This window comes from Anaerobacillus sp. (assembly GCF_046314235.1).
GTDB lineage: Bacteria > Bacillota > Bacilli > Bacillales > Anaerobacillaceae > Anaerobacillus.
On sequence record NZ_JBKBWN010000023.1, the window covers coordinates 1 to 12848 of the forward strand.

Annotated in this window: 14 protein-coding genes, 1 tRNA gene and 2 pseudogenes; 10 read left to right on the forward strand and 7 right to left on the reverse strand. The window is 35.8% G+C overall.

All coding sequences use genetic code 11. The features are described 5' to 3' along the window. On the reverse strand, positions 1-367 hold a 367-nt coding region (locus ACK4M9_RS20365), incomplete at its 3' end, for a collagen-like triple helix repeat-containing protein (protein ID WP_409854562.1). Between the two features lie 192 nt (positions 368-559). On the opposite strand from ACK4M9_RS20365, the pseudogene ACK4M9_RS20370 reads away from it, so the two are divergent. Then, positions 560-1614 (forward strand): annotated as a pseudogene (locus ACK4M9_RS20370) (YheC/YheD family endospore coat-associated protein). 237 nt (positions 1615-1851) lie between these two features. Here the strand turns inward: ACK4M9_RS20370 and ACK4M9_RS20375 are convergent. Continuing rightward, positions 1852-1986 (reverse strand): annotated as a pseudogene (locus ACK4M9_RS20375) (ATP-binding protein); the annotation flags it as partial. 467 nt (positions 1987-2453) lie between these two features. Between ACK4M9_RS20375 and ACK4M9_RS20380 the strand changes: the two are divergent. After that, positions 2454-2528 (forward strand) — tRNA-Val (locus ACK4M9_RS20380). Positions 2529-2830: 302 nt separating this feature from the next. Here the strand turns inward: ACK4M9_RS20380 and ACK4M9_RS20385 are convergent. Continuing rightward, positions 2831-3007: a hypothetical protein gene (locus tag ACK4M9_RS20385; RefSeq protein WP_409854563.1), complete on the reverse strand. Its 177-nt coding sequence runs from the start codon at positions 3005-3007 to the stop codon at positions 2831-2833. A 119-nt stretch (positions 3008-3126) separates the two neighbouring features. Further along, entirely contained in the window at positions 3127-3684 is a 558-nt protein-coding gene (locus ACK4M9_RS20390) for a phosphatidylglycerophosphatase A family protein (RefSeq protein ID WP_409854565.1), read from the reverse strand. 167 nt (positions 3685-3851) lie between these two features. Here ACK4M9_RS20390 and ACK4M9_RS20395 point away from each other — a divergent pair, with 167 nt between their 5' ends. From ACK4M9_RS20395 to ACK4M9_RS20410, 4 genes are all read left to right on the forward strand, one after another. Further along, on the forward strand, positions 3852-4574 hold the full coding sequence (locus tag ACK4M9_RS20395) for an alpha/beta hydrolase (RefSeq protein WP_409854566.1): 723 nt from the start codon (positions 3852-3854) through the stop codon (positions 4572-4574). A gap of 61 nt (positions 4575-4635) precedes the next feature. Beyond that, positions 4636-5145: a YjcG family protein gene (locus tag ACK4M9_RS20400; protein ID WP_409854567.1), complete on the forward strand. Its 510-nt coding sequence runs from the start codon at positions 4636-4638 to the stop codon at positions 5143-5145. Between the two features lie 5 nt (positions 5146-5150). Then, positions 5151-5579, forward strand: coding sequence for a GNAT family N-acetyltransferase (locus tag ACK4M9_RS20405; protein WP_409854569.1), 429 nt, complete (start codon positions 5151-5153; stop codon positions 5577-5579). Positions 5580-5767: 188 nt separating this feature from the next. Next, positions 5768-6901, forward strand: coding sequence for an MGDG synthase family glycosyltransferase (locus ACK4M9_RS20410; protein ID WP_409854571.1), 1134 nt, complete (start codon positions 5768-5770; stop codon positions 6899-6901). A 23-nt stretch (positions 6902-6924) separates the two neighbouring features. Here ACK4M9_RS20410 and ACK4M9_RS20415 read toward each other — a convergent pair whose 3' ends face one another. After that, positions 6925-7179 carry a hypothetical protein gene (locus ACK4M9_RS20415; RefSeq protein ID WP_409854573.1) on the reverse strand — a complete coding sequence of 85 codons (255 nt, stop codon included), beginning with the start codon at positions 7177-7179 and terminating at the stop codon, positions 6925-6927. Between the two features lie 197 nt (positions 7180-7376). Here ACK4M9_RS20415 and ACK4M9_RS20420 point away from each other — a divergent pair, with 197 nt between their 5' ends. Both ACK4M9_RS20420 and ACK4M9_RS20425 read left to right on the forward strand, forming a co-directional pair. Beyond that, a complete protein-coding gene (locus ACK4M9_RS20420) occupies positions 7377-9197 on the forward strand; it encodes an ATP-dependent helicase (RefSeq protein ID WP_409854575.1) in 1821 nt (606 codons plus the stop codon). Then, positions 9198-9656 (forward strand): 3'-5' exonuclease, encoded by a 459-nt coding sequence (locus ACK4M9_RS20425; RefSeq protein WP_409854577.1) that lies wholly within the window; start codon positions 9198-9200, stop codon positions 9654-9656. 129 nt (positions 9657-9785) lie between these two features. On the opposite strand, the gene ACK4M9_RS20430 is transcribed toward ACK4M9_RS20425, so the two are convergent. Continuing rightward, positions 9786-9974 (reverse strand): hypothetical protein, encoded by a 189-nt coding sequence (locus ACK4M9_RS20430; protein ID WP_409854579.1) that lies wholly within the window; start codon positions 9972-9974, stop codon positions 9786-9788. A 427-nt stretch (positions 9975-10401) separates the two neighbouring features. Then, the gene (locus ACK4M9_RS20435) at positions 10402-10965 is read right to left on the reverse strand and encodes a hypothetical protein (RefSeq protein WP_409854580.1); all 564 of its coding nucleotides are present in this window, start codon (positions 10963-10965) and stop codon (positions 10402-10404) included. Positions 10966-11149: 184 nt separating this feature from the next. Between ACK4M9_RS20435 and ACK4M9_RS20440 the strand changes: the two genes are divergently transcribed. Next, positions 11150-11860: a BMQ_0737 family morphogenetic spore coat protein gene (locus tag ACK4M9_RS20440; protein ID WP_409854581.1), complete on the forward strand. Its 711-nt coding sequence runs from the start codon at positions 11150-11152 to the stop codon at positions 11858-11860. A 274-nt stretch (positions 11861-12134) separates the two neighbouring features. Next, positions 12135-12767, forward strand: a complete 633-nt coding sequence (locus ACK4M9_RS20445; RefSeq protein WP_409854582.1) for a hypothetical protein — start codon at positions 12135-12137, stop codon at positions 12765-12767. The last annotated feature ends 81 nt before the right edge of the window (positions 12768-12848 follow it).

Below are 12848 nucleotides of genomic sequence, written 5' to 3' on the forward strand. Positions count from 1 at the left end.
CCTGCGGTCCTGGAGGTCCTTCGTCACCTTGAGGGCCCGCTTCACCTTGCTCTCCCTGCGGTCCTGGAGGTCCTTCTTCTCCTTGTGGCCCTGGTTCACCTTGCTCTCCCTGTGGGCCTGGAGGTCCTTCTTCTCCTTGTGGCCCTGGTTCACCTTGCTCTCCCTGTGGTCCTGGAGGTCCTTCTTCTCCTTGAGGGCCCGCTTCACCTTGCTCTCCCTGTGGTCCTGGAGGTCCTTGTTCACCTTGAGGTCCCGGTTCACCTTGCTCTCCCGGTGGTCCTGGAGGTCCTTCTTCACCTGGAGGTCCCGGTGGTCCTTCTGGTCCTTCTGGTCCCGGTGGGCCTGGAGGACATTTCCTTTTTCCCATAGTTTTCAACTCCTTATATTAAATGTAATTCATCATATTCAAATATAAATATCCAGGGACGGCAACTATCTATTTAACTTTAAAAAGGCAAATGTCCAATATATTCGCTGAATTTCTGACCTACTATGCGATTGTCTCATCAATTATTTTTGCTGCAGCATATAGATAAATATTAGGAATTGAGAGCTAGGAGTGGTAAAATTGGAAATTTCTCCATTAATTGGTATTTCAGTAACTAAAAGAAGCAGCAGAAAAAGAATTTTAAAGCTTTATCAAAGTTACCATGCTCAAAAGCTGAATCTTTTCGCCTTTACTCCGGCAGATATTCTTTGGAACAAGCGACTTATTTTAGGGCTTAACCTCAAAGAGGGTATCTGGAAACAAAGGTCGTTCCCTTTTCCTGATGTCGTTTATAACCGATGCTATAACAAAAAAAACATAACCATTCAACGCCTAGAGCAGGTAATCGGTAGGAATAAATGTTTTAACACTATCAATTTTTTTAATAAATGGAAAGTCTATAATATATTAAAAAACTCAGATCTTAATGCCTTTTTGCCAGACACATTTTTATATAATAAGTCGAATATATCCGCTCTTTTAGATAAATATAAACTAGTGTACATTAAGCCTACTTATGGATTTAAGGGAAAGTCTGTACATCGAGTTGAACGAATGGATAATGGTGAAATTAACATCTCTTTAGACAGCTTTGCTCCAAGATATATTTGCAGAAAAAATGAGAGCATTCAGGAAAAATTGGATGAACTTCTCGGACGAAGAAAACACATTATTCAGCAAGGGTTACGTATAAATCGACTAGAAGATCAGTATTTTGATATCCGAGTTCTTGTTCAAAAAGATATAGTTGGAGAATGGAGGGTTTCGGCTATAATATGTAGAGTGGCTTATGAACAATACTTTAACACGAGTATATATGAAGCCATTCATGATGTTGCAGACATTCTCCCACAATTCCTTTCACCACAAAAAGCAAATGAAATTCTCCACTCTTTAAATGAGGTAAGTATTAAGGCCGCACAAGAAACAGAAATCTATATGGGTTCTTTGGGTGAATTGAGTGTGGATTTGTATTAAACGAAAAAGGAAAGCTATGGATTATAGAACTTAACGGGAAGCCTCAAAAAAAAATATACAAAGACCTTAAGAGTTTTAAAGACAATAAAATAATTTTTAGTAGACCATTAGAATATGCCTATTATCTCTCAAATAAACATGAGTTGTGAATTGTCAATGTATATAAATGCATTGTTGGTGAGAGAGTAACCGACTACGGCAAAGCCCTTGTACGACAGGCTTAGTTTGCAATTATATATATTATGGGGTTTGAGGTATGAAAGTCGTTCAATGGCTTTCATTCGTTTCAGCACAAAAACCTCATTTACTGCTCACTTCGTGTATTTGGCAATTTAAAAATGTATCAAATGGCAACTAAAAATGCAGGCGACCTGCCTCCTTAATTATTAATGTAGTAATGATTGCTTGTAACTAAAGCTGCCTCCTGTGAAAACCAGTAAATGAGAGTGGTTGATTAACCTATTAATAACAGCTTCTGTGAGGATTGGATCCCCAAAAACATCATTCCATTCGCCAAATTGCCAAATAGGGTTTTGCCAGTGCCTACTCCACCATATAAAATGGTTTTCATGATGGTTGAATCGTTTTTACACTACTACTTCTTACATTCTTCTAGAAGCTGTACCAAGATTTTGAGAAAACCATTGGTAACCGTTGTAAAGGATGAACCACTCTAAGATAATAATTTCACTTAGAGTGGTTCACCCTTTTACATTCAGTTTACCGTTCCTATTGATAAGGTACATCCTATCACATAGAAAGAAATTAATTACTGGTCGATAAATAATAGCTCTAATCGTCTCAAAAATGAGTGGGGCTTATTTCCATTCCTCTCCGTAAAATCTTCCTGAAGCATCCTTATTTCCATTAATTAGTGAGATCCCTTACATGAGAAGTATATTTACTCAGGTATTCTCTTTGTCATTCATATTTTTATAATTATATTGACATTAACCCGTGGAAAAGTATATAATATTTTTATTCGCATGACTCGTTAGCTCAGTGGGAGAGCACTTGCTTGACAGGCAAGGGGTCGTTGGTTCAAATCCAATACGGGTCACCATACATAAAACTCTTAAAACCCTTGATACACAAGGGTTTTTCTTTATGGTGTTTTTTACCACGCCCCATATTTTTCGGCTGAAAATGGGCATTTGCTAACATTTTGCTAACCTTTAGCGGACTAAAGGGATTGTGAAAATTTAAGGAAAATGCTGTTCCAATCTTAGCTGCTACTGATCGGATCATGTACTATTTATTGTTTTTTGCAGCGGGATTAATAACTACTAAAAAACCATAAAAGAACGCCTAGAGAATATTATTTCTCCAGGCGTTCTTTGCTACACATAATAGGTTATTAAAACCCTATTCGTCGTATGTATACCGAACAACATATTTTTCTTCGGCTAGTTTTTTGATTTCCACCCAAGGCGGCAGTTCATAACCTCCACGCCAATTCTCCTCTATTTTTGCTTTTAAGCAACTTGCTTGAAATTTCGAATGGAAAATATCCTTCCAGTATACCCAACGTGTTGTTTTCATTTGCTTATCTCTCCCCAAAAAAAGATAATCATATTATTACCAAAAAATTTTTTTAAAACAATAAAAAAGAAGTGACTGAAAAAAGCCACTTCCAAGAAAAAATAATTAAACTACATTCATTATCCTATACGCTCTTCAATATCACGTCTGATAATCTCTTCTTCCCTTAGTTTCTCTTGCCGATCACGAATTCGATGGGCTAGGCGGCTAGAAGCATTAGCAGCGATACTGCAAATAAGATCATCTAGAAATGTATTAATTTGATTGCCTTTTGTATCTAATTCTTTGATAATCCCGGTCTTTTCTTTATCTAAAAATCCAAATGTCGTTACAGCTATACTCCCATAACCAAATACGCTACCAAGGGCAATTGTTTCATCGACACCAAAGAGCCCCTCATCCATAGCGACTATCGATTGTAACGGCTCCGACAATCTTCCTTGCTCTGCTAATTTATCTAACTCTACACCTACTAAAATAGCATGCTGTATTTCTCGTTTTTCTAATACTCTATCAACACTTTCAATACACTCCTCAAGTGTTAATGTATCAGTATATTGAACTTGCATTTTATGAACGATTTCAGCAATGTCGATAATTTCTACACCACGTTCTTTAAGTAAATCTCTTGCTGCCTTCTCCACGATGTGACAATGTACAGGTTCTGCATATTTCATCTATTTACCCTCCTTGTTCGTTTCAGAAGCTCCCCTTCATCATACCATAAATCCGTAAATTCTACATTTTTTGCATCTGAAGTTTAAAGCTTCGTTTTACTAAACGAAAAATGGTATATTATAAGCATAGCTACATAAGGAAGCGCTAACAAAAAGGAGGTTCTGGGGTGACTTTAAATGGAAAAATTATTGATGATTTCATAGATAGTCGATTTTTACAAGAAAGAATTTTGATAAAAACGTTCTTACCAGATAACTTTTCTCCACTTTATACTTACCAGTTACTTATTGCTTTAGATGGAGATGATTATCTACAAAAGGGAAAACTCATTTCTGTTACAAGTGAGCTTTTAGGCAACAAACAGATTAATAATTGTCTGGTCATCATGATTTCACCTCTATCAATCGAGGACCGCAATCAAAAATATCATCCAAATGGTTCAAAAAACCGTGAGTTTATCCGTTTCTTAGCTGAGGAGCTTATTCCCCACCTAGAAAATAAGTATCATACATTCGAGCTAGCAAGTGGACGAACATTATTAGGTGATTCTCTAGCCGCAACAGTTTGTTTACACGCAGCGAGCGAATACCCTTTTACCTTCGGCCAAGTTATCGCGCAATCACCGTACATTCATCCACAGACAATGGCTTACTTAAGCTCATGTAACCAACCTGAGCTACTGCGCCTCTTCCATTCCATTGGTGACCAAGAGACGAATGTTATGACAACAAACGGAGTGACAAAAGACTTTTTAACACAAAATCGAGCATTTAATCACTTGGCTAAAGAAAAAGGAATTGACGTCTATTATGACGAATTTAATGGAGACCATACTTGGACTTACTGGCAAGAAAATCTTAAAAAGGCACTCATTTGGATGCTGAAGTAGTATTCATATACATTGCATTAATTTATCTTAAAAGCATATTAAACTTTAGGAGGGAACTATTATGAAATACGGAATAGCCATTTTTCCATCAAAAACTTTACAGGATATCGCCAATTCATTAAGAGCACGCTACGATTCTCACTATGCGCAAATTCCACCACACATTACTTTAAAAGAAGCGTTTGAAGCAACAGATGTTAATGCGTTAGCAAATGAAATTAAAAAAATTACCAAAGAAATAAAGCCATTCTCAATAAACGTCTACAAGTATAGCTCGTTTAACCCCGTTAGTAATACAATCTATATGGGCATTCAAGAAAATGAAGAGCTCCTTACTCTCCAAAAAAAGTTAAATAGTGGTTTTTTTGAACAAGAATTGAAACATCAATTTGTTCCACATATTACCGTTGGTCAAGATTTAGACGATGATGAATTTCATGATGTACTAGGAAGACTGCGTATGAAAACGATTAATCATGAAGAAGTATGCGACCGTATCCAACTCTTATATCAACTAGACAATGGCTCTTGGACAGTATATGAAACGTTTCTATTAGGAAAGGACTACTAATAAACATGAATGTAGTATTAGTTACCAATGAAAAACAGAAAAAAGATGCTTATTCAGTAAGACTCAAAGTATTTGTCGATGAACAACAAGTGCCTCCTGAGGAAGAAATTGATCAATATGAAGAATTAGCTACTCATTTCGTTGTTTATGACGGCACGACTCCCATCGGAGCTGGTCGTCTTCGCCAGCTAGAGGACTTTGGTAAAGTGGAACGCATCTGCATTGACAAAGGATACCGCTCCAAAGGAATAGGCAAGCTTCTTATGAATGCTGTCGAGAATGAAGCTAAGAAGCGGGGAATGTATTCCTTTAAGCTAAATGCTCAATTACAAGCAGTACAATTTTATAGCAAACTTGGTTATGAAGTTTGCTCAGAAGAATTTCTTGATGCAGGAATCCCCCACGTAACGATGAAAAAACTAAAGAATAACTAGAAAAATAGCGACAAGCTAATGAAGAAGTCCTAAACAAAGAGGATCATTCATTGCTTGTCGCTTTTTAGCTTCAATAGACTTAATAAATAAACTAATGTGCATGAATTTCTGGTTATCCGAAATAATAAAATTAACATCATGATACGTTTTGCTTAATGATCCTCTTTATGAAAGGGGCTTTATTTACCATGAATCAAAGGAAAATCATTATTTTCTCAGTCTCGTTTGGAAATGGTCATAATCAAGTTTCAAAAGTACTACTTAGTCATTTAAAGCAAAAAGGCTTTGAAATTGAGATTGTCGATATGTTCGATACAATAAACAAATTTTTTCACAAAGTAATATTAGATAGTTATTTACAGCTACTTCGATTTCGCCCTAGTGTTTGGGGAAAGCTATACCAATATTCTGAAGAAAATCCGAACTCAATATTTTTAAAACAGTTTAATGCATTTTTAACAAGCAAGCTTCATCGAACATTGCAAGATAAAAAAGCAGCGACGATCATTACGACACACCCAATTGCCACTACGATGCTTGCGAATGTTATCCGAAAAAAAAATATACCGATTAAACTTTACGCATTACTTACCGACTTTGCGATTCATCCAATGTCGGTTCATCGTGAGGTTTCTGGTTATTTTGTTGCCTCTGAACATTTAAGGTATTATGCAAATATGTATAAAGTTGATACAAAGCTTTTTTATCCGACTGGGATTCCTACTCAAAGAGAAACGGTACATGAGTATTCGAAACAGCAATTACGAAGAAAGTTACATTTGGATGAGAATATGAAAACTGTATTAGTTGCTGGTGGCGGTGTTGGCCTTGCTAAATTCACGAAAATATTAGCAGGTTTAGAAGCATTTGGAGAAAAGCTCCAAATTATCTGTGCAACAGGTGAAAATAAAAGAGCAAGAGCGAAAATTCAGCGATACAAAACCAAACACTCGCTTCGTGTCTTAGGCTTTACTAATTTATTTATGGAATATTTGAAGGCTAGTGATGTTATTTTATCAAAAGCTGGTGGCGTTACGATGTCAGAAGCACTAGTCTGCGAAACACCTATTGTTATTTTTCAACCTTTACCAGGACAAGAGGAACAAAACAGCCAATTTCTAATGAACTACGGTGCAGCAATCAAAGCAGAGGTTGTTGAGGAAATTCCCGTTTTATTAGAGCGAATTATTTTTAATAAGCATTATCATAGCTTAATGACAGAAAATGCCAAGAAATTAAAACAACCTAATGCTGCTAGTGATATAGCTGAGATTATTTCTATAAACTCGAATAGAAAAATGATGAACAATTATACTTCCTAAAAAAAGAGGGGCTAATCGCCCCTCTAAACAACTTCATCAATATAATGACCTTTTCCTGTCATCTCACGAAGTATATTATGATTTTTGGTTGCTGTTTTATTGTTTTTTCCTTTTTGATTATGGTTACGAAATTTAGTAGGCTTTTGCTTATCTGCTAGAACTGAATGAAAGTCACTTTTCATTACTGGCGATATTGGTACAATTCCATGGTAACTATGAATGAAACGATTCCCATATTGAATAGCTTGTTCATCTCGAATAGGTGGAATATACCCCAAATCATTCACCTCCAAAATTAACTTTGCAATTAATCATTTCTATATTTCCTATATACCCCAATAATTCAGTTATGAAACTAGTAAAACTAAAAAAATAAAAAAACATCTAATATATTTTATGCTATATTCTCTTACATGTTTCCTCCTTTTTTGCTATAGTTGTTATTCAGTAGTTTTATGTTAGTGGAGGTTTTTTTATGCGAGTCGCCTTATATAAAGAAAAATTAATAAATTTAATGAAAATAGAACGTTCAGAACTACAAAAATACTTTCTCGCTAGCATGAGAGACGAGCTTTCATGTCCATGCTGTCGTCAAAGTGTAAAACTTAAAATAAGTATTTATCTTCCACCAATTTTCTTACATCCACCACAAACATTTAATTGCCAAGAGACAATCGCAGAGTTAGAAAAGACCACCGAAAAAAATGAACAAAAAACGATCGGTAGCTTCACGCTGCCATCGAAGCGAGAAATAAATGGAAATGTTGCGACACTACAAAAATCACCAGTCATGATTGATTGTTGGCAGGATCCAAGTGAAGTGAAAAGTATACCTCCTTTTAAACGGCTAACTACTTTAAATAAAAGCCATCCAGATTACCAGTTAGATGAAAGCCAATGGGAAGCTGTGTCAACTACTGAAGGTCCATTACTCGTTTTGGCAGGAGCAGGCAGTGGAAAAACGAGAGTACTAACTACGCGAACAGCCTATATGTTAACCGAAAAAGAAATTGCAGCTAATCGCCTCCTTCTTGTGACGTTTACTGCTAAGGCTGCTAAGGAAATGAAAACCCGGATGAGTCAAATGAAAGGGATTTCTACTAAAAATCTGAACGCCCTTGTAGTTGGAACGTTTCATAGTATTTTTTTCAAAATGCTCATGCATCATCAACCTTCCCTCTGGCAATCTGACAAACTAATGAAATGGGACTGGCAACGTGAACAAATCATTAAAGGAGTATCAAAACAACTTGGTCTTGATGAAAAGGAATTTGCCTTTGATCAAGCACTCTCGCAAATAAGTTTTTGGAAAAACCATTTATTATTGCCTTCACATATAAAAGCCGAAACTGAGTGGGAACAACAAGTTAAACAGTTATATGAGCATTATGAGCAAACGAAAAATCAGACACAGCAGTTTGACTTTGATGATATGTTACTCGGTTGCTATCAACTATTAGGAGAAAATGACGGGTTGCTTGAAAAGTATCAAGAGCGATTTTCGTACATTCTAGTTGATGAATTCCAAGACATAAATAAAGTTCAATATAAGATTATTTCAATGTTAGCTAAACAGTCTAAAAATTTATGTGTTGTTGGCGATGACGACCAATCTATTTATAGTTTCAGAGGAAGTGATCCTTCCTATATTTTGAATTTTCAAGAAGATTTTCCGAACACAAAAATCGTGACACTAAGCTGTAATTATCGTTCTAATCATGCCATTGTCTCAACCGGAAAAAACGTAATCTCTCAAAATAAAACGAGAAAAGAAAAGGCTATCTATGCTGTAAAAGAAAGTGAAAAACGCCCTGTTCAATTTTATCCATATGACGAAGAAGAAGAGGCTACGATGATCGTCACTGATATAAAAGAGAAAATTGTTAGTGGCGCAAAACCTAGAGATATTGCGATTTTATTTCGGACAAACTCTAGTGCACGTGCGATATTTGAACGGCTCGTCGCCTCTAGCCTCCCGTTCAACATAGAGCATGAAGGTGAATCCTTTTACTTAAGACGAACTGTTCGAAAAGCTTTAGCATATTTAAAATTGGCTTATCACCCTGACGATCAAGAAGCCATTAAAGAATTGCTAGGAGCCTTGTTTATTAAACAATCTAGTATAAGGGATATTAAAGCATTTTCAATTTTACATGACTGTTCCTTATTAGAGGCGTTAACAAAGCTATCTGACATTCAACCATTTCAGCAAAAAAAGCTCAAGAAGCTAATTCCACTTTTTCAACAACTTCGCAAATTTTCACCAAAAGAAGCACTTGATTGGATTGAAAAATAAATGTTTTTAAACGACTATATAAAAAAGCATGGCAATGAAGGGAATGTCATTGATAAAGGTTCCGATGATTTGCGTGATTTAAAAGTCGCGGCAGCTAGCCATGATCGGATTAGTGATTTTCTTCAACACGTTGATCATATGATTGAAAAAGCGAAGGAATATCGAGGTCAGAGAGAGACTGAAAATGCTATTCAATTAATGACTGTTCACCGTGCGAAAGGGCTTGAGTTTAAAACTGTTTACATTCTAAGTGTGGTAGAGGGCGGCTTCCCTCACGACTACTCATTAGAAGCGTTTCGAGAAGGGAATTTAGCGCCACTAGAAGAGGAACGGAGATTGATGTACGTTGCTGTCACACGGGCAATGGATAGCTTGTACCTCTCAATTCCACAAAAAAGGCGCGGCAAAAAGGCCAACCCTTCTCGTTTTATCAGGGAAATGAACACGATTAAATTGTAAAGAGTAGGCTCCCCCATAAGTGTCGGCTCAACTCAAAGTGAAACTATAAATAGAAGTGGACGTTTATACGCGGTCTATTTATAGTACGAGTTGGCCCACTCTTTGGAGGGCCTCTTTTTAATTTTCTCTTTATTTATCTTCTTTTGAAGAGGAATGTTCCTTAGAATTTTCTTGGGGATGCGGTCTTCTCATAAACATAAGGTTATCCCAAGCTTGAAACGGATTTACTTTTTGAGGTGTTTTTTGGGCAGTAACCTCATCAGTAGGTACTTCTTGTTGTTTCACTTTTTCAACTTTTGTTACTCTTTTCTTCTTCATTGTGTCCCTCCTAGTAACATCATGATTAAGTTAGTTGATTTCACATCAGTAGAAACCAGCGCCTACATTACCCTATGCCTTTATTTAAACTTTGTGTGGGCATATGTCCTTTTTCGTTTTTAGGTAAAAGAAAAAGTTGTAATTTTAGGTTTATGTTGAACACATTTTTAGATTTCGTCCATACTCTAATTAGTAGAAGTCCAAGTTAAGAGGTGAAGAAAAATGGCTAAAAAAAGAAAGGTAACTCCTATAGGTCCAACTAACAAAAAACCTGTTACTAATAACTCTCAAGTCCATGTTGTCTCTTCAGGATATAAATCTAAGAAGGTAGCTAACGGCTGCGGTTCTTGCGGAAAAAGACGGATAAAATGATTAAAATAAGAAAACAGTGAGATGCGTCATTAGGCGTATCTCACTGTCTGTTTCACTACTCATCACCTTTATTTTGTTTTATCGTACGGAGAAACCATGATTCAGACGGGTCGGTTTCCTTACTTGATTGAGACGTCTCTTTTTTCGGTTTAAAGAGACTTTGGTCTCTTTCTGCTAAATCTAATGCTTCACGTAGCTTCTTAACTTCCTCTTCTTGATGCTCTAATGTTTTATGAAGACTTGTATTCTCTAGGACGACAAGTTCATGTTCTTCTTTAAGGCGATTATTTTCTGATTTCATTAAATTAAGTTGTTCTATTAACTCTGTTTTAGTGATACTGAATTTAGATTTTTCATCAATTATTATGCTCATTTTCTCTTCCATATCCATGTTCGCTCTCTTCAATAATGATGTTTCCTCTTCTTTCTGTTTTATAATATCCTTTAAATATTTAATTTCATTATTTAAATCATCTAACTGACTATAATGATAATTATTTTGATACTGAGCGACGATTTGTTTATACCTAGAAAGTTCTGCTTTTAAATGAATAATTTTTTGTGTTAGTTGAACATGATCAAGTTTGCGAGTTGCCTTTGTACCCCCATCAATGGACATTTGTCACGTCTCCTTTCACCAAATTTGTTCCGCTTATATCATATATATGTAACGTCAGCCCATTTTTGTATTTAAATTCTGAAAAAACGATTTTTATTTCTTAACATCCGCACACATCTATATAAAATACATAGTATGAATTAGTCAAGTGTTAATACCTATTTTTGAAAGGAGTCAAACGTATATGTCTAAGGAAAGAGAAAGACTATGTATTCGCGTTGATAAAGTGTATGACTGGGTAACAAGAGAAATTCACAAAGACTTTTGCTTCGAGGGAGCAGAGGGATTAGCGAAGTTAGGATTTTCAAAAGGTCACTGTGATAAAGACAATAATAAATACCCTGGTATTGATCCATGTCAATTCTTTGGTCCAGATGCAACTCTCGAAGTAAAATGCTTCCCAACTAATGCAGCCGGTGAAAAAATTGATGTTGACGATATCAAAGTGGCTCAAGTTGGCGAACGTCAAGATGTTTTTGTAGAAGAACTTGACACAACATTACAGTTAGTTCGTTTAAAAACGACTGGATATTTTGTTGTTCAAGTAATTGGAATTGATTGTGGTAAAGTGCTTGGCACTCTAACTTCTCAACCAATTTCTTTCTGCATCATCGATAAGTATCTACTTTGCGCTCCAGAAGGTACTGAAATCAACGCTCATGTTTATTACTTCGAATGTGAAGGAACATTATCTTGTGAAGATGGAGAGTTTGAGCAACTAGCTCTAACGTTACTTCTTTGCCAATCTGTTCAAGTTGAAGCTGAGGTTAAAGTGGAGGTTGAAGGACGTATTTGCAAGCCAAGAGAAGAAATTATTGCACCAATTTCTGTTTGTCCTGATATCACATTCCCACCACAATGCCCAGAGATTTTTCCACCAGAACACAAATGCTAAAGCATTGAACAATTAAGTAAGCTAGATCTGCCAAATCTAGCTTACTTTTTTGTTTTCATTAGCTCTTTTAAATACAGACAAGCTATTGTGCATACATATTAAAAAGCAAATGCATTCTCCAAGTTCTATACTGAGCTTCTTTGCAAAGAAAACTCTTAATAATTCAAAACAATAACATAAGAGAGATAGCTAGTAATCACGAAAGCGCTAGCCACTAGTCCTTTGTTTATACTCTATCAATGTAAAAGGAAATTCTAAGGGGAGTTGAGAAAGATTGGAAACAAATAAAAGGAAATCCTTCAATTCAGCTGAGCTAAGGCAAAAAATTATTTATTATCAATCTGAAGCCGCCAAGTATAAATTTCTTAGCGAAAAATATGAACTTCTATTATCACAAGCACTACAATCCAAAGCTCTAGATAACGAACCCGTGAAAGAAAAACAAATAGAAAATATAATTAATGTTACTGCTTATTTCAATTACTCACTCATTCAAGATAAGGAAGGTACCCCGCTTATCTATGGAAGCTTTATTTTGAAAAATACCGGAACTGTAACCTTATCTACGCCAATTATTTGCTTAAAAGCTAACGAACCTAAACTAACTTTAATCGGTGGAAAAATCGGTGAAGTTGGCGGTGCCGGTGATAAACTAATAGACTCATTTGAAGAATGGTCATATCTTCATCAGGATTGGCGAGTAAAGTGGACTAACCAAGGGGAGCTTTGGCTGAAACCAAAACAAACAAAAGAAATAAAACCTGGAGAAAAGCTAATATTTTCAGGATTTGACATTACCTTTACTAACTTAAATTCAATAAAGCAAATAATTGTTGAAGGCTATTGTTACTTTGAACAGTTAACCTCTGGTACAAAATCTTTAAATAGCATTTCGATAACACTATAAATTAATCAATTCTCTTGGGTATGTCACTACTTCTAACTTCCTTCATATGATAATACGAATGACGCATCATTTTGGAGGTCG

What these genes read in the sequence shown, in the direction of transcription:
- ACK4M9_RS20390 (WP_409854565.1), bottom strand. Translation starts at nt 3,684, where the DNA reads ATGAAATATGCAGAACCTGTACATTGTCACATCGTGGAGAAGGCAGCA.
- ACK4M9_RS20405 (WP_409854569.1), top strand. Translation starts at nt 5,151, where the DNA reads ATGAATGTAGTATTAGTTACCAATGAAAAACAGAAAAAAGATGCTTAT.
- ACK4M9_RS20400 (WP_409854567.1), top strand. Translation starts at nt 4,636, where the DNA reads ATGAAATACGGAATAGCCATTTTTCCATCAAAAACTTTACAGGATATC.
- ACK4M9_RS20410 (WP_409854571.1), top strand. Translation starts at nt 5,768, where the DNA reads ATGAATCAAAGGAAAATCATTATTTTCTCAGTCTCGTTTGGAAATGGT.
- ACK4M9_RS20435 (WP_409854580.1), bottom strand. Translation starts at nt 10,965, where the DNA reads ATGTCCATTGATGGGGGTACAAAGGCAACTCGCAAACTTGATCATGTT.
- ACK4M9_RS20385 (WP_409854563.1), bottom strand. Translation starts at nt 3,007, where the DNA reads ATGAAAACAACACGTTGGGTATACTGGAAGGATATTTTCCATTCGAAA.
- ACK4M9_RS20425 (WP_409854577.1), top strand. Translation starts at nt 9,198, where the DNA reads ATGTTTTTAAACGACTATATAAAAAAGCATGGCAATGAAGGGAATGTC.
- ACK4M9_RS20430 (WP_409854579.1), bottom strand. Translation starts at nt 9,974, where the DNA reads ATGAAGAAGAAAAGAGTAACAAAAGTTGAAAAAGTGAAACAACAAGAA.
- ACK4M9_RS20440 (WP_409854581.1), top strand. Translation starts at nt 11,150, where the DNA reads ATGTCTAAGGAAAGAGAAAGACTATGTATTCGCGTTGATAAAGTGTAT.
- ACK4M9_RS20420 (WP_409854575.1), top strand. Translation starts at nt 7,377, where the DNA reads ATGCGAGTCGCCTTATATAAAGAAAAATTAATAAATTTAATGAAAATA.